Annotated in this window: 15 protein-coding genes; 9 read left to right on the top strand and 6 right to left on the bottom strand. The window is 61.4% G+C overall.

What is annotated here, in order from left to right; all coding sequences use genetic code 11:
• Positions 1–4: 4 nt before the first annotated feature.
• Together OKW98_RS24575 and OKW98_RS24570 are read right to left on the bottom strand one after the other, a co-directional pair.
• The gene (locus tag OKW98_RS24575) at positions 5–3,148 is read right to left on the bottom strand and encodes a multidrug efflux RND transporter permease subunit (protein ID WP_265387044.1); all 3,144 of its coding nucleotides are present in this window, start codon (positions 3,146–3,148) and stop codon (positions 5–7) included.
• The gene (locus OKW98_RS24570; protein WP_265387043.1) at positions 3,145–4,305 is read right to left on the bottom strand and encodes an efflux RND transporter periplasmic adaptor subunit; all 1,161 of its coding nucleotides are present in this window, start codon (positions 4,303–4,305) and stop codon (positions 3,145–3,147) included. The genes OKW98_RS24575 and OKW98_RS24570 overlap by 4 nt, the downstream gene beginning before the upstream one ends.
• A 183-nt stretch (positions 4,306–4,488) precedes the next feature.
• Here OKW98_RS24570 and OKW98_RS24565 point away from each other — a divergent pair, with 183 nt between their 5' ends.
• The 7 genes from OKW98_RS24565 to OKW98_RS24535 all read left to right on the top strand — a co-directional run bounded on the left by OKW98_RS24565 (position 4,489) and on the right by OKW98_RS24535 (position 11,498).
• Complete coding sequence (locus OKW98_RS24565; RefSeq protein ID WP_265387042.1) at positions 4,489–4,935, top strand: hypothetical protein; 447 nt, start codon at positions 4,489–4,491, stop codon at positions 4,933–4,935.
• A gap of 337 nt (positions 4,936–5,272) precedes the next feature.
• A complete protein-coding gene (locus tag OKW98_RS24560) occupies positions 5,273–5,857 on the top strand; it encodes a fimbrial protein (protein WP_265387041.1) in 585 nt (194 codons plus the stop codon).
• 71 nt (positions 5,858–5,928) lie between these two features.
• Positions 5,929–6,669, top strand: a complete 741-nt coding sequence (locus OKW98_RS24555; RefSeq protein ID WP_265387040.1) for a molecular chaperone — start codon at positions 5,929–5,931, stop codon at positions 6,667–6,669.
• A gap of 286 nt (positions 6,670–6,955) precedes the next feature.
• The gene (locus OKW98_RS24550) at positions 6,956–9,382 is read left to right on the top strand and encodes a fimbria/pilus outer membrane usher protein (RefSeq protein WP_265389827.1); all 2,427 of its coding nucleotides are present in this window, start codon (positions 6,956–6,958) and stop codon (positions 9,380–9,382) included.
• A complete protein-coding gene (locus tag OKW98_RS24545; RefSeq protein ID WP_265387039.1) occupies positions 9,379–10,152 on the top strand; it encodes a molecular chaperone in 774 nt (257 codons plus the stop codon). The genes OKW98_RS24550 and OKW98_RS24545 overlap by 4 nt, the downstream gene beginning before the upstream one ends.
• Before the next feature lies 1 nt (position 10,153).
• A complete protein-coding gene (locus tag OKW98_RS24540) occupies positions 10,154–11,146 on the top strand; it encodes a fimbrial protein (protein WP_265387038.1) in 993 nt (330 codons plus the stop codon).
• Positions 11,147–11,195: 49 nt separating this feature from the next.
• A complete protein-coding gene (locus tag OKW98_RS24535) occupies positions 11,196–11,498 on the top strand; it encodes a hypothetical protein (RefSeq protein ID WP_265387037.1) in 303 nt (100 codons plus the stop codon).
• A gap of 52 nt (positions 11,499–11,550) precedes the next feature.
• Here OKW98_RS24535 and OKW98_RS24530 read toward each other — a convergent pair whose 3' ends face one another.
• The 4 genes from OKW98_RS24530 to OKW98_RS24515 all read right to left on the bottom strand — a co-directional run bounded on the left by OKW98_RS24530 (position 11,551) and on the right by OKW98_RS24515 (position 14,392).
• Entirely contained in the window at positions 11,551–12,513 is a 963-nt protein-coding gene (locus OKW98_RS24530; RefSeq protein WP_265387036.1) for a GlxA family transcriptional regulator, read from the bottom strand.
• A gap of 104 nt (positions 12,514–12,617) precedes the next feature.
• Positions 12,618–12,944, bottom strand: a complete 327-nt coding sequence (locus OKW98_RS24525; protein ID WP_265387035.1) for a hypothetical protein — start codon at positions 12,942–12,944, stop codon at positions 12,618–12,620.
• Between the two features lie 48 nt (positions 12,945–12,992).
• The gene (locus OKW98_RS24520) at positions 12,993–13,454 is read right to left on the bottom strand and encodes a GNAT family N-acetyltransferase (RefSeq protein WP_265387034.1); all 462 of its coding nucleotides are present in this window, start codon (positions 13,452–13,454) and stop codon (positions 12,993–12,995) included.
• Positions 13,455–13,495: 41 nt separating this feature from the next.
• On the bottom strand, positions 13,496–14,392 hold the full coding sequence (locus tag OKW98_RS24515; protein ID WP_265387033.1) for a chemotaxis protein CheV: 897 nt from the start codon (positions 14,390–14,392) through the stop codon (positions 13,496–13,498).
• Positions 14,393–14,680: 288 nt separating this feature from the next.
• On the opposite strand from OKW98_RS24515, the gene hmpA reads away from it, so the two are divergent.
• Positions 14,681–15,862: an NO-inducible flavohemoprotein gene (gene hmpA, locus OKW98_RS24510; protein ID WP_265387032.1), complete on the top strand. Its 1,182-nt coding sequence runs from the start codon at positions 14,681–14,683 to the stop codon at positions 15,860–15,862.
• A 336-nt stretch (positions 15,863–16,198) separates the two neighbouring features.
• Positions 16,199–16,708, top strand: a complete 510-nt coding sequence (locus OKW98_RS24505; protein ID WP_265387031.1) for a disulfide bond formation protein B — start codon at positions 16,199–16,201, stop codon at positions 16,706–16,708.
• Positions 16,709–16,783 lie beyond the last annotated feature (75 nt).

Raw genomic sequence — 16,783 nt, 5'->3', positions numbered from 1 at the left:
CCGCTTATTTTTCAGCGACCAGGTCGGCTGCGGCCGGCCTGGCTGAAGTTGTCGAGGCTGGCGCTGCCGAGTCAGCCGTCTGACGCTGGCGATGGAACAGTCGCTCAAGCTGCAGGTAGATCACGGGCGTTGTAAACAGCGTCAGCGCCTGGCTCACCAGCAATCCTCCGACAACGGCAATGCCCAATGGCTGACGCAGTTCAGCGCCGACACCATAACCGAGCATCAACGGCAGCGCGCCGAGCAATGCGGCCAGCGTGGTCATGATGATGGGCCGGAAACGCGTCAGACACGCTTCATAAATGGCGTCGCGCGGGGACATTCCGCGGTTGCGCTGGGCGTCCAGTGCGAAGTCCACCAGCAGAATGCCGTTCTTCTTGACGATGCCGATCAGCAACACGATCCCGATCAGCCCCATGATCGAAAAGTCCTGACCCATCAGCCACAGCAGCAACAGCGCACCGATACCGGCGGAGGGCAGGGTGGAAATGATCGTCAACGGATGGACGAAGCTTTCATAAAGCACGCCAAGAATGATGTACACCGCCACCAGCGCCGCAAGAATCAGCCACGGCTGGTTAGCCAGCGAACTCTGGAACGCCTGGGCCGCGCCCTGAAAGTTGCCGATGATCGAGGCCGGCATGCCGATCTCGTTCTTCGCCTGATCGAGCAGCACCACCGCATCCCCCAGCGCCACGCCGGCCGATAGGTTGAACGACAGGTTGGCGGCCGGGAACATGCCGTCATGGCTGATCGACAACGGGCCCATCTTCGGCGCACCGACTTTGGCGAGCGCCGACAACGGCACCATCTCATTGGTCAGCGGCGAGCGCAGGTAGAAGTAGTTCAGGCTTTCGGCCTTGCCGCGCTGTTGCGGTTCAAGCTCCAGGATGACTTTGTACTGGTTGATGTCGGTCTGGTATTCGTTGATCTGGCGCTGACCAAAAGCGTCGTACAGCGCCTGATCGACGTCCGCCGTGGTCAGGCCGAAGCGCGCGGCGGCGCTGCGGTCGATGTCCAGATGGGTCACGCTGCCGCCCAGCTGCAAGTCATTGGAGAGGTCGCGGAAAGCCGGCAGAGTTTTCAGCTTATCGGTCAGCTTCTGCGTCCAGACATTCAACAGTGCGCCGTCGTTGCTCTTGAGCACGTATTGATACTGCGCGCGGCTCGGACCGGAACTCAGGTTGATGTCCTGACCGGCCCGCAGATACAGGACGATGCCAGGGATTTGCGCCAGTTTCGGTCGGATCCGATCGATGAACTGACTGGCCGTGACATCCCGGTCTTCCCGGTCCTTGAGGGCGATCCATACCCGGCCGTTGGCGATCGTCTGGTTGCTGCCGCTGACGCCCACCGAATGCGAGAACGCCTTGACCGCCGGATCCGCTGCGATGATTTTCGCCAGCTGTTTGTGTTTCTCGATCATGTCCGGGAATGAAATATCCGCCGCCGCCTCACTCGTGCCCAGCACCATGCCGGTGTCCTGAACCGGGAAGAAACCTTTGGGGATCAGCACATAGCCGGCCACCGCCAGCACCAGGGTCAGGCTGAAAATTCCCAGCATCAATCGCTGGTGGGCGAGGGCGAAGCGCACGCCGCGAGCGTACCGCGCGAGCAGTCGTTCACCGAAGCCGGGTTTGGCGTGGGGATCATGTTTGGGCGCGCGCATGAACAGCGCCGCAAGGGTCGGCGCCAGCGTCAGCGACACCACCACCGAAATCAGAATGGTCGACGTCGCGGTCAGCGCGAACTCCTTGAACAGCCTGCCCACCACCCCGCCCATGAACAACAGCGGAATGAACGCGGCAATCAGCGAGAAACTGATCGACACCACGGTAAAGCCGATTTCGCTGGACCCTTTGATTGCCGCGTCGCGCATGCTTTCGCCGGCTTCCAGGTGCCGATGGATGTTCTCCACCACGACAATCGCATCGTCGACGACAAACCCCACCGCCACCACGATGGCCACCAGGGTCAGGTTGTTCAGGCTGAAGCCGAGCACGTACATCAGCGCGAAGCTGGCGACGAGGGACACGCCCAGCACGGCGGTTACGATCAGCGTCGCAGAGAGCTGGCGCAGGAACAGCGCCATGACCGCGATCACCAGCGCGATGGCGATCAGCAGCGTCATTTCAACTTCATGCAACGACGCGCGAATGGTTTTGGTGCGGTCGCTGAGCACCGAAACGTCCACCGACGCCGGAAGCATTTCCTGCAATTTGGGCAATTGGCCGAGCACGCGATCCACCGTCTCGACGATGTTTGCGCCGGGCTGGCGGAACACCACGATGTTCACGCCCTGCTGATCCCCGGACCAGGCCCGCACGTAGGCGTTTTCCGAACCGTTAATGACCCTCGCCACGTCACGCAGATGAACCGGCGCGCCATCTTTGTAGGAAACGATCAGTTGCTCGTAGTCCTTCGCCTGAAACAGTTGGTCGTTGGAGGCGAGGGTGGAAATGCTGTCTTTGCCGTACAGCGCGCCCTTGGCCAGGTTCAGGCTGGTCTGCTGCAGGGATACCCGCAGATCGGCGAGGGTCAGCCCGATCGACGCGAGTTTTTCAGGTGCCGCCTGCACACGGATCGCCGGACGTTGCTGGCCGGTGATGTTGACTTGTCCGACACCGTCGATCTGACTCAACTGACGCGCCAGCAGGGATTCGGTGACGTCGCTGAGTTCGGTGCCGGGCATCAGGTTCGAGCTGACACTGAGGATCAGCACCGGGCTGTCCGCCGGGTTGACCTTGCGCCAGGTCGGCAGTGTCGGCAGGTCCGCAGGCAAGCGTCCGGCCGCCGTATTGATGGCTGCCTGCACTTCCTGCGCGGCGGTGTCGATGCTTTTGTTGAGGGTGAATTGCAGCGTCAGGTTGGTGGAGCCCAGCGCGCTGCTCGACGTCATCTGGGTCATGCCGGGGATGGCGCTGAACTGCACTTCAAGGGGCGTCGCCACCGAAGAAGCCATGGTTTCCGGGCTGGCGCCGGGCAGTTGGGCTGCGACCTGAATCGTCGGAAACTCGGCTTCTGGCAGCGGCGCGACCGGCAGGCGAGGGAAGGCGATGCAGCCGAGCAACACCAGCGCGAAGGTCAGCAAAACCGTGGCGACCGGGTGGTTGACGCACCAGGCGGAAATGGACCCGCGGCTGTTCATTTCGCCGCCCCGGTAGAGTCGGCCAGGGTGTCCACAGGATCACCCTTGACCACCTCGATGTGCGCACCGTTTTTCAGGCGCGACTGACCGTCGCTGACCAGCACGTCATTGGCCTCCACCCCGCTGATGAGCATCAGGTCGCTGTCCTGATACAGCACGTTGACCGGCACCACCTCGGCCGTGTCGCCCTTGACCCGATACACGTAATGCTGGTCGATGCCGCGCTGCACCACTTGCGGCGGGACCTTCAAGGCATTGCGATCAATGGCCGTCTGAATCCGCACGGTCACCAGTTGCCCGGGCCACAGCTTCTCCGCCGCATTGTCGAATATCGCCTTGGCGCGAATGGTGCCGGTGCTGGCCGCCACCTGATTGTCGATCAACAGCAACTTGCCCTGACCCAGCAGCGTGCCGGTCGCGCCTTCGCCGAGGTAAGCGTTCACCGGCGCGGGCGTGCTGGAGGCAATCAGATCATGGAGCGTGGGCAGCATCTGCTGCGGCAGGGAAAACTCCACCGACACCGGGTCAATCTGCGTCACCGAAAACAGCCCGATCGCATCGCTGACCCGCAGGAAGTTACCTTCATCGACATTGCGAATGCCCACACGACCTGTCACGGGGGAGCGTATTTGCGTGTAGGACAGCTGCACCTGCGAGGCATTGATCGACGCCTGATTACCCAGCGCCGTCGCTTTGAGTTGATCGACCAGTGCTTGCTGCTGATCGTACTGCTGCTTTGAAATGCTGTTGTCGACGGTCAGCAACTTGTAGCGCTTGAGGTCGACATTGGCCACGTTCAACTGCGCCTGACTCTGGCCCAACAGCGCTTTAGCCTGCTCGAGTGCGGCGCGGATCGAGCGATCATCGAGGGTTGCCAGCAGATCACCCGCTTTGACCTGTTGCCCTTCCTTCACCAGCACTTTGGTCAGGATGCCGTCCACCTGCGGGCGGATTACCACGCTTTGCAGCGACAGCACCGAGCCGATTCCGGTGACGTAACGCGGCACGTCTTCTTGCATCACGTTGATCACGCGCACCGGCACGGCAACCGGGGCGCTGACCTTTTTCGCCGCGGGGCGGGTCACTGCCCAGACGCCTGTCACCAAGAGCACGACCAACAGGGTCGCGAGCATCACCACTTTGTTCTTCTTCTGCATACAGGGACAGGGCCAACCAGTGAATGAGGGGCGGGTAACCGAGAGCGTTCTTTATAACCCTTTGACCCGGTCAGCAAAATGACTGCTACCTGTCAATATTGTCAGGTGAATAACGGCAGACGATGAACGTGGGTAAAGAAAGAACGCCGCAGGGCGATACCCAAGTAGAAGGCACGAGTTTTGATGAACGAGTTCTACTGTGACGGGGAAGATTCCTACATAAACTTCGTGAGTTCTGAATGCTGGTTCACTGGACCTGGACAGACATTGGTCAGCCGGTTCCTACTCCGGAGTAGTGCGATGAAAAGCCAAAAGGCTGTTTCGCTGTTTTTCTCGATCGCGGTCATCGGCGCAGGTGCCATGACGGTTCCCGCTGCCTGGGCTGCCCAGGGCGCGCTTATGTTTCACGGCAGCGTCGTCAATGCGGCATGCGACGCGCAGGCCTTTAGTGGTCCGTCGACAACCCTCCCTTTTAAAACCCTGCAAGCGGGCAATCATGTCAGCGTGGCGCTGAGTCGCGGTGACGACGCTTGCGGCCAGCACGCTGTGCCCGTGCAGGCCAGTTACGCCGAGCTAACGACAGCCGATGCGGATGCTCACGCAGGCATTGTCACGCTGACTTACCAATAAGCGCTTATTCCCTCACCCGCAACATCTGCTGACCAACCCGGCTCAATCGAGCCGGGTTTTTTGTGGGTGAACGTTTTGCAGGCGCTCTTTTGCTTCCACGCAATCCGGCGTGCAGTGCAAACGTTCGCCCCGGCTTTTCTGAGGGCTTATAGCCGGAAGCCCCAGTCTACGGGCCCTGTGACATTAAAGCGTCACCTCCTACCGAAAGGTCTTACACGCCCCACTGTCTTTTCAATCCACAGGATGTAGAACGCCTGACAGCCGACTCTGGAAGCGCTGCTTATAGTTCGTCTCGTCCTTTTGGGCACACACGAATCGACACAAGGAACGTCGTTATATGAAAAAGCTTTCTCTTACCCTGGCTATCGTGGCCGCAATGGGGCTTGGCATTTCCGGGACCGCGAATGCTGCGAACAACGGCAAACTTGTTTTCACCGGCACCCTGACCAACATCACGTGTGACATCGGCGCCGGAAGTGGCGCAAGCCCTGGCAACAATCCAGGCGAGATCAAGGTTGACCTGGGCAACGTCTCGTTTTCCGACATCGGTCGCTTCGCCGACAACAAACTCGAAACCGCTTCGCCCATCCAGCTGTTGGTCAATTGCACCGGCGGCGCCGATCAATACAACACCGTGAACATGCGCTTCGTCGCTCGTCAGGGCAGTGGTCTGGACAACCTCGATCAGAAACTGCTGCGGGCTACCGGAGCGGCGGACGGCGTGGGCATCGGCCTGCTCAATGCGTCCAACCAGCTGATGGACCTGAGCGGCAACGAAACCATCGACACGCCGCTGGTCAAGGACGGCGCCGATGGCGCGACCGCCGAGATCAACTTCGGCGCCGTTTATGTCCTCAACGGCGCGCCGACCAACCCGGGTAATGCCGACGGCTTCCTGCCGTTCGTGATGGATTACCAGTGATGTAGCGGGCGGGCGGGCAATGGCTCGCTCGCCTACCTCGCTTCCACCTCAACGCCCAGGACGGTCTCACCATGCTTCCTGATTTTATTCGCTGCTCCGCCCTGTGGCTGGGGTTGCTTCTGGCTGCCCCGGCGCAGGCGGGCATCGTGCTGAACACCACGCGTGTCATTTATCAGGCCCAGGACAAGGAGGTCAGCTTCGTCGTGAACAACAGCGGTACGGCAGACATCCTTGCCCAGTCCTGGCTCGAAGCGGATGCCCACTTCACTGCCGAGAACCTGCCATTTGTCATCACCCCGCCACTGGCACGAATGGCGGGCAGTGCCCGGCAAATGATTCGGGTGATCTACGCCGGCGAAGGTTTGCCCGACGACCGTGAGTCCGTGTTCTGGCTCAACGTCCAGGAAATCCCGCAGTCGGCGAAGGACAACCAGCTGCAGATCGCGATCCGGCAGCGCATCAAGCTCTTCTACCGGCCCGCCGCGTTGAGTGGCGATCCGCTCGACGCAGCAAAAAGCCTGCAATGGCGAGTGAAGGACGGCCAGTTGGAGGTCAGCAATCCGACGCCGTATCACGTGTCGATGATCCAGATCGACGCCCGACAGCAGGGCAAGACAGTGCTCACCGCCGACAGCCGAATGGTCGCGCCCAGGCAGACCGTTCAATTGCCCCTCAAGCAACTGGGCAGCGGTCACGCGGTGGACCTGCGGTTCATCAGCATCAACGATTTCGGCGCCCAGGAGCCGTACACCGCGCAGGTGTCCGGGGGGCAGACGATTCAAGCCGCCAGAAGCGTCGCCGGGACAGAGTAGCCACGCAGTAGCCAGTCGGATTTTCCCAAGTCTTTCTTCAGTCGCAGTCATGCGGCTCCAGCCCCTTGCGCCTGCCAAATCTGCTTTGCCAGCGCGCCGGAATTGAGAACACGAGTGAAACCCGCTAATGGAACCCCGAGATCACCACAAGGGATATGCACGGATTGCAGCCTGCTCTTCAGGCATCGACCGCAGACATCAGGCGCATTCGCTGCTGCGCATCAGCCCGTTGGCGAGGCTCATTGTTGCGTCCGCAGGATTGGCGCTGGCGTCGTCTGCGGTGGCCATGACCCATCAGAGCACCGACGCGGCCGATGTGAAATTCAACACCTCGTTTATCCAGGGCACCAATCAGCCCGCCGATCTCGCGACATTTTTGCACGGCAACAGCGTAGTCCCCGGGAGCTACCGGGCGGACGTCTATGTCAATCGTGTGCTGAGCGGGCGGCGTGACATCAACTTCGTCGCCAACCCTGCGAAAGGCACCGTCGAGGCCTGCCTTACGCTGGACATGCTCCGCGAGTTCGGCATGAACCCGGAGGCAGTGCAAGCCGGCGATGCTTCGCCGACGGAATGTTTCGATCTGCCGGCGCGGGTCGAGTTTGCCCGCGTCGACTACCAGCCTGCGAGCCTGCGCCTGAACATCAGCATCCCTCAGGCGATGATGTCCAGCAGCGCTCGCGGGTATGTGCCACCCGAGTTATGGGACGAGGGCGAGACGGTCGGTTTCGTCAATTACAACTTCAGCGGCGCGCGCCGTACCCGCAGCGGCCAAGGTCGATCTCAAGCGCAGGATCAGTATTACCTGAGCATGCGCAACGGTGTGAACCTCGGTGCCTGGCGCCTGCGCAACGAATCCTCGCTGACCTTTGGCAATGATCAGCCGTATCGCTTTCGCAGCAATCGGACGTTCATGCAGCGTGACATCACTGCGTTGAAAAGCCAGCTTACCCTGGGCGAGACCTTTACCGATTCGCAAGTCTTCGACAGCGTTCGATTCCTCGGCGCCATGGTGATGTCCGACGAGGGCATGCTGCCCGACAGCGAGCGGATATTCGCGCCGGTCATCCGCGGCATTGCCGACACCAACGCCTTGGTGGAAGTGCGTCAGAACGGTTTCATGCTGTACAGCGGCAACGTCTCGCCGGGGCCGTTCGAAATCACCGACATCTATCCCAGCGGGTCGAACGGCGACCTGGAAGTGACGGTCGTCGAAGCCGACGGCAGCAAGCGCGTATTCGTCCAGGCCTATGCGTCGCTGCCCATCATGGTGCCCAAAGGCGCGCTGCGGTACAGCCTCGCCGCCGGCCAATACGACAGCAACACGGAGGACGGTCTTTCTCCCGGCTTTACCTCCGGCACCTTGGTGTATGGCCTGACCGAGCGGGTGACGGCAGCGGGCGGCGTGCAAATCGCAGAGGACTATCAGGCGAGCAACATCGGTGCCGGGATCAATACCGGACTGGGCGCGGTGTCGCTGGACGTGACCCAGTCCCTTAGCCGCCAGCGTGAGCAACGTTACAGCGGACAGAGCCTGCGCGTTCGCTACGCCAATACGCTGGACCTGACCCAGACCACGCTCGCCGTGGCCGGCTATCGCTATTCAACGGATCAATACCTGACGTTCGACGACCATGTCGATGCGTTGCAAGCGCGTGACGGATCAGCCAGCGGGCGTGCCAAAGATCGCCTCGAAATCAGCCTGACCCAGTCGCTGCCGGAGCAGTCTGCGTCGCTAAGCTTTACCGGATCCGAGCAACGTTACTGGGACCGGGGCAGCAAAACGCGCCAGCTTTTTCTGTCGTGGAACTCGGCATGGCGCAGCCTCAGCTACAGCGTGTCGCTCGAGCGCAACCAGACTTTCGAGCGCAGCGGAGATAATCAGTCGGACAACCGCATCGCGCTGACAGTAAGCCTGCCGCTGGGGAGCGATTCCGGCTCCTCGCGGGTGTTCGGAAATGCCGTTCGCGACAGCTCCGGCGCATCCAGCGTGCAGTCGGGCCTGAATGGTCAGATATTCGACGACCGCAACAGCTTCTACTCAGTACAGGCGGGGCATGACAGCAACACCGGTTCATCAGGGTTCGGCAAGCTCAGCACCACAACGGCTTATGGACGTTTCGATGCCGGGTACGGGCAGGGCAGCGATTACCAGGCGCTGAGCATGGGCGCGTCGGGTTCGGTGGTCGCTCATGCCGGCGGCGTCAATTTCGGCCAGCCCTTGGGTGAGACCTTCGCGCTGGTTCAGGTGAAAGGCGTCGGCGGTGCGCGATTGAGCAACTTCAGTAACGTCGAAACCGCCGACAACGGCTACGCGATCCTGCCTTATGCCCAGCCCTATCGAACCAACTGGGTGAACCTCGACACTCGCCAGCTGGGTGCCAATATCGAACTGGAAAATGCGGTGGATCAAGTCGTGCCCCGGCGCGGCGCGGCGCCCCTGCTCAGCTTTCGCACGGCCATCGGTCGGCGTGTGCAATTCGAACTGGTGCGCGCCGATGGCAGCCGCTTGCCCATGGGCGCCGCGGTGGAAGACGAGCAGGGCAAGCCGCTGGCAACCGTTGATCCCAGCGGCCGGGCGCTGGTGCTGAGCGAGCGGGACAGCGGCGAGCTTGTCGTCAAATGGACCGATCAGCAGTGCCGCGCATCCTTCGCGCTGCCACCCAAAGAAGCCCACCGCAGCTACGATCGGCTGAAGGTGCAATGCCAATGAAACAGGTCTATCTGGCAGGAGTGTTGTTGGCCGTGATCAGCGGCATGGCCCAAGGCGCGGTGTCGCTGTCAGGCACACGGTTGATCTTCGACGGTCGCTACAACGAGGCGACGATCGAGGTCAGCAACCGCAGCGATGCCGAGGCCCTGATTCAGGCCTGGCTTGATGCGCCGCGCCGGGATGATCAACCAGGCGATGGTCGCGCCGCTGATCTGCCGTTTGCGTTGACCCCGCACCTGGTGCGCCTGCCGGCCAAGGGCAAGCAGACCCTGCGCCTGCTCTATGAAGGCGTCGGCATGCCCCGGGACCGGGAGTCGATGCTGCATCTGTATGTGCTGGAAATCCCCCGGCGCAGCACGGCGGCTCAGCAGTTGAGCATCGCCATTCGCCAGCGCATCAACGTGTTCTATCGCCCGGCGGGGCTGCCCGGCGATCCGGCGGAGGCGGCGCAAACGCTGCTTTGGCAGCGCGCTCCATCGGCTGACGCCACGCTGACCGTGCGCAACCCGACGCCGTATCACGTCTCGCTGCAGAACCTGCGCATTAATGGAATCGAGGTCGCAGACCACCGGTTGCTGGCGCCTTTTTCGGACGCATCACTCGCGCTGCCTGTTCTCGGCCCGGAGGGCACAGTGCCTGACACCCTGAGCTTCAAGGCCATGACCGATTACGGCGGACAGCGCGACTACTGCGCGCCGTTCCAGGACGCGCAGCCGTTCAATGTGCCGCTGCACACGTCGGATTCACACTCACTCATAGGGAAATGCTGACATGAAGACACCCATCATCCGAGGGTGGCTGACGCTGCCGATCACGTTGCTGATGACGCTATTGATGCCTGGCCTCGCAATGGCGCTGACCTGCAAGACCCAGGGCGCCGGTGATTCGGTGGTGCGCGCGGACTTGAGCAGCACCGTCGCCATTCCCGCGAATCTGCCCGATGGCACCGCAGTCTGGCGTTCGGAGCGACTGAACCTTGCCGTCGAATGCGCGAGGGACGAACCGGGCGGCCCCGAGGATGTAGTCATTGATCTGAACCCTGACAACCTGCAGATCGGACAGGGGATTCGCGCCGGGCTCACGGTGAGCGGCGTTGATTTCGTGCAAACCAGCGGGCGAATTCCCACGCGTCAGCAAGCCCCTGCCTGCACGGACGCACGCTCGGTCTGCCCGAGCGTTACGTTCAACCTGCCGTTTTCGGTGTTCATTCAGAAGTACGGACCGACCCCGCCGTCCGGCGTCGCCAGTGGTCTGCACGACTATCGTATGTTTCAGCTCGACGGCAGCAGCGGGCAGAGTCCGGCGTCTGACCCCACGCTCAGCTACGTCATCAACAACCTTGAGGGGCTGCGCTTCGTCGCCTGCGACGCTGAATTGCGGGTCATGCCCGAGACCGTGGATTTCGGCGACGTGGCCATCCGCAACGTACGGGTGGGAGAAGTCGCCACCTTTCAGCGCTTTGCCCTGGCCACGAGCCGCACGTGCGAATCGCCGTTCAGTCTCAATGCGCGCATCACGCCGGTGTCCGGGATCCTCAAGGGTGACGTACTGGTGCCGGCCAACAACAACAGCATCGGCGTTCGCATTGCCCGTGCCCGCGACGGCTCGCCCGTGCCGTTCCACGAACCCTTCCACCTGACCGATCTGCTGGAGGGCAATTACTCGGAGACAGCGGACTTCAACGCCGAGCTGCTGTGGCAAACCAGCACGCCGACCGCCGGCCCGTTTTCGGCGGAAGTGATGGTGGATCTGTTCTACAAATAGGCGCGCGCAGTCGGTCTGTTGGCAGAAGCGATCCGCCGGCGATTCAGGTATGCTGCGCGGCCCTCGGGCGCCGCCCGTATTCCTCGACCGTCTGCCCTTCCGGAGCTTTCATGACCACCCCGAACACACGCCCGCTCCTGATGCTCGTGAATCGCACGCTTCGGTCGACGCCAACGCTGCGGCGGCGGATACAAAACCTGCGATTCCGGCGTTCAGCTTCCCGTTCAAATCGGGCGAGCTGTTGCAGGCGAAGAAGGATCAGCAGCACTACAAAGGCCCGGGCAAATCGAACCACGACAAGCGTCCTGGCGCTGCGCCTTCTGGCACGCGTCGGTCGATGGGCAAGCGCTGATCACAGTTTCGCTGGCGTGCACGCTGCAGAGTTGATCCTCCGCCCGCCGTGCTCATGCTTGCTTGCGAAAACTGTCCCGGTACTGAGTCGGCGTCACCCCCAGACGCTGACTGAAGATCAGCCGCATCCGCGCGGCGCTGCCAAATCCGCAGTGATACGCCACCGCCTTGATCGCCATTTTGCTGCCTTCCAGCAAGTGGCGGGCGGCGTCGATGCGCGCGCGTTGCACGAACTCCGCTGGCGTGACTTTGGCGTCGCGGGCAAACACCCGGGCGAACGTGCGCGGACTCATCGCCACCACGTCGGCCAGTCGCTCCACTGAAAACGGTTCGCCGATATGCTCCATCACGTAGCGCTGCACCTTGGCCACGGGGGAATCGTCATCTGCCGACGCCGCAAGGTACGGGCTGAACTGCGACTGCCCGCCCTGACGCTGGGCCACCACCAGCAGACGCTTAGCCACCGCCAGGGAAATCGCCGGGCCATGATCCTCCGCCACCAAGGCCAGCGCCATGTCGATGCCTGCCGTGACCCCGGCTGATGTCATCAGCGCACCGTCACGAACATAGATGCGGTCTGGCTCGACCCTGGCCTGCGGGAACTGGTCGGCGAGTTGCTGAGCGTGGCTCCAGTGGGTGGCGGCCCGCTTGCCATCCAGCAATCCGGCGTGCCCGAGGATGAACGCCCCGGTGCAGATCGAGCCGTAGCGTCGCAAGTGGGGCACGGCTTGCAGCAGCCACCGGGTGATAGCCGGCATTTCATCGCCATCCGGCAGCGAAGGGCCGCCCGGAATCAAGAGGATGTCGACCGGCTTCGGCGCGTCCGCCAGGGAATACTCAGCACCCAGCGGCATGCCGTTGGACGCAATGATCGGGTAGGGCGCCGTGCCGATGGTGATGATGTCGTAGCCATCACCCTCGGGAAGGAAACGATTGGCTTCGGCGAAGACGTCGAGTGGGCCGGCCACATCCAGGGACTGCACGTTGGGAAACAGCACGATCGCGACGCGCTTCATGCGGGCACGCTCCAGACGCAAGGGGGTGTCCGGAGGCGACCGTTGCTGTGGGATTTATCCCGCCCAATCGGCTCAAGTCGCGAACGGTCCGAGCGCAAGTCGCCTTACTTCTTCGGCAACGTGGTGACGTTATCCCACTCGGTAATCAGCGCTTTCTTGTTCTTGCGGTCGTAGAGGCAAAGCTCGGTGCCGGTCTTGTTCTTCATGAATGCCTGTTTGTACTGGCCCTTGATCAACAGCGCGTTGAAGCCGACGCTGTCATCGAACGCCGCATCGGCGCCGGCAGGTTTGGCGTTTTTCAGGGAGCTGGCGCTGACACAACTGTCGACCAGGGTTTTGTTGAAAGCGGCCCAGGCGTCCGGGCTGGAGGCATGGGCCTGGCCAGCAGCGCAGGCGGTTAGAACGAGCAACAACGCGGTGTGCATCTTCATGGGTGGGGCTCTCCATGGCGTGAGGGAGGAACGCGTCTCGGCGTAGATTCAGCGCGGTTCGAGTTCGTGGCGCTGAATATATTGCATACCGGCGCGCTCATACAGCCGGCGTGCGCCCAGATTGCTTTCCATCACCTTGAGATCGACGTGGCCTTCGCCCCGCTGGCGGAAGGCCGCGAACGCCTGATTCAGCAACGCCAGACCCAAGCCTTGGCGGAGGGCGCGCGGGTGAACCACCAGATTGCGAATGAATGCACTGGTCCAGCACTGCGCAACGGCCACCACGCCCTGAGCGTCCTCCAGAACCAAACACAGCGCCTGATCAAACTCGGGATCCGTCTCGAAGGCGCCCAGCCAGGTGGCATAGTCCGCCACCCGACCGCCGCCGTGCTCGCGACCCAGCATCAGCAACTGGTGTACCGCCGGGGCGTTCTGAACAGTGAATACAACGGGACGCACGGCAGCGGGCCAGTCCGGATCATCGAGGGCCGGGCCGAGGTCACGACGCATCAACCAGTAATGCGCGGTGGAGGCGTCGCCTGCGGTCGGTCTCAGATTCCCTGAGCTTCGACCGTGCGGGCGGCTTCGATCAAGCATCGTGTCAGCTCAGGCGAGGAGAACTTGGTCAGAACAGCGTTGGCGCCGGCAGCATTGGCTTTCTCGGCGTTCATCGCACTGTCCAGTGAAGTGTGCAACAGCACGTACAGCTCCTGGAAGTCCGGCGTTTCCCGAAGCGTGCGGGTGAGCGCGTAGCCGTCCATCTCCGACATCTCGATGTCGGACACCACCACGTTGATCTGCTGCGCGGTGCCTTGCAAATCGAGTAACTGATCGATGGCTTCCCGCGCACTGCGGGCGGTGTGGCATTCGATGCCCAGATTGCGCAGGGTGATCACCGACTGTTGCAGCGCCACCTGACTGTCATCGACCACCAGAATGCGCGCCTTGGCCAGCACTGCGGCGTCCTCGGCACTCAGCTCGGCGCGTTCGGCGACGATCCGCGGTGGTGCGATGCCGTGAATGACCTTCTCGATGTCCAGCACCTGAACCAGCGTCCCGTCGACCTGCGTCACACCGGTGATGAACGACTTGTTGCCGGAGCCAAAGGGCGGCGGACGAATGTCAGTGGTCAGGCAGTGAACGATCTTGCTGACTGCCTGCACGTGCAGCCCCTGTTTGGAGCGGCTGACATCGGTGACGATCAGGCAGCCGCCGTCCGGGTCCACCAACGGACGCTCGCCAATGGCACGACTCAGGTCAATCACCGACAGCGGGTTGCCACGCAAGGTGGCGACACCCTTCACGTGTGGGTGGGATTCCGGCAGACGCGTGAGGGGAGGGCAGGGGATGATTTCACTGACCTTGAGCAGGTTGATCGCCATCAGCTTTCCGCTGCGTAACGTGAACAGCAGAAGCGAGAGTGAATCTGCGCGGACGTTCTTGGACATATAAACCTTCTGTGATGCGTTGCCTGGCCGCGTGGAATCGGCCAACAGCTTTCGATGACGGTTTATCGACCTGCCGAAGTCAGGCTTTAACCCTTTCGATTTTTCCCGGCCGGCTGGTGACTCAGCATCGCAGTCAAATTGACTGTGGGAAGGTCATTTTGACGTGCGATTTCATCGGGTCATATTGACTTTGCTTCGGCTAAGCCCTTGATTTAATAGGTTGGAGTGACTGGCACGATTCCTGAAGTATCGAGGTAACGCTTGCTCATTACTTCTCAGGAGTTTTCTATGTTGTCTGCATCGGATCGTGCAATCGTTAAATCCACAGTGCCACTGCTGGAAAGCGGCGGAGAGGCGCTGATTACCTATTTCTACAAGCTGCTGCTCGACAGATACCCGCAGGTGCAACCTCTCTTCAACAAGGCTCACCAGGCCAGTGGTGACCAGCCCCGCGCGCTGGCGAACGGGGTGTTGATGTACGCGCGGCACATCGATCAGCTGGATCAACTGGGCGATCTGGTCGCCAAAATCATCAACAAGCACGTGGCACTGCAGATCCTTCCCGAGCACTATCCGCTCGTTGGCGAGTGCCTGCTGGAGTCCATTAGCAAGGTGCTGGGGGAGGAGATCGCAACGCCAGACGTGATTACCGCGTGGGGCAACGCCTACGGGCAACTAGCCAACATTCTGATGGGGGCTGAAGAAGCCATCTACCAAGAGAAAGCCCAGGCGGAGGGCGGCTGGCGTGGCGAGCGTGAATTCAAGGTGGTCGCCAAAACGCCGGAGAGCGCGGAAATCACCTCGTTCTACTTTGCGCCGGCAGACGGCCAGCCGATCCTGCCATTCACCGCCGGCCAGTACATCGGCATTCAGTTGTACGTGGACGGCGAGGAGATCCGCCGCAATTACTCGCTGTCGGCGCTGGCCGGAAACAATCAGTACCGGATTAGCGTCAAGCGCGAGCCTGACGGGGTCGCCTCCAACTACCTGCACGATCAGTTGCAGGTCGGCGACAGCATCAATCTGTATCCGCCATCGGGAGAATTCACGCTGACTTACAGCGACAAACCGCTGGTGCTCATCAGCGGTGGCGTCGGCATCACGCCAACCCTGACCATGCTTGAAGCGGCGTTGCCGACCCAGCGGCCGATCACCTTCATTCACTGTGCGCGCAACGGCTCGGTTCACGCGTTTCGCGACTGGATCGAAAGCCTGGCGAGCCAGCATCCTCAGCTCAAGCGTTTCTATTGCTACTCCGAAGACGACGGCGTCAGCCCGGCGGCCCATGGGATGGGTCTGCTGGATCAGACGCGCCTGGAGCAATGGTTGCCGGAGAATCGCGACGTTGACGCCTACTTCTTGGGTCCGAAAGGCTTCATGGCGGCGATGAAGCGTCAGTTGAAGGCGGCGGGCGTGCCCGATGCACAGGCGCGTTACGAATTCTTCGGTCCTGCGTCAGCGCTGGAATAATCGCTGCGACAATTAGACGCATCCTACATATATATAGAAGGGCTTCTCGCGGCGCTCCGGCCCTGCGACAAAAAGCCGCACTCTTCTATATATAAGTGGGAAACGGGAGAGGTCACGATACCGTTTGAATTGGAATGTTAACGCTCGGCTAATGCGGACGTGTTCACCATTGCGCGGGTTGCGGCGGTGGACCGGGAGGCGTTGGCGTTCTGTCCCGAATGGCACTACGTGAACCGGGTGTCACGAGGGTGATAGAATCGCCGCCCTTGCGGGGCGTCCGGGCCGCAACACTCCACATCCGTCGATCCGGATGACTCCAATTCAAAGGGAATGTGCATGACTGAAGAGATGTTATACCTGCGGCGTGAAAAGCAGTTCTTGGTGTTGCTGGGAATCATCTGCCTGGCGTTGATCGGCGGCGCCTTGTACATGCAGGTGGTGCTGGGTGAAGCGCCTTGCCCGCTGTGCATCCTGCAGCGGTATGCGCTGTTGTTCATCGCGGTGTTTGCGTTCATCGGCGCAGCAATGCCGGGCCGTCTGAGCCTGACCATCTGTGAAGCGCTGGTGATGTTGAGCGCAGTGGGCGGGCTCGTTGCGGCGGGGCGTCATGTGTATATCCAGACCCACCCGACCGAGAGCTGCGGCATTGACGTGCTCCAGCCGATCGTCGACGGCCTGCCCCTGGCGTCCCTATTTCCGCTAGGCTTTCAGGTAGGTGGTTTCTGCGAGACGCCATATCCGCCAGTTCTCGGTATGTCGTTGGCACAATGGGCACTGGTAGCGTTTGTACTGACCGTCGTGCTTGTTCCAGCGGGAATTATTCGTAACCGGATGAAAGCACGCTGATTACAAAGTGTTGCGTAACAAAGCCCCGGAGATCCTTCAATAGAACCGGGGCTTTGCGCCTTTTCAAGGTGCGAC

This window comes from Pseudomonas sp. KU26590 (assembly GCF_026153515.1).
Classification (GTDB): domain Bacteria; phylum Pseudomonadota; class Gammaproteobacteria; order Pseudomonadales; family Pseudomonadaceae; genus Aquipseudomonas.
This window is presented reverse-complemented; position numbering and strand designations above follow the sequence as displayed.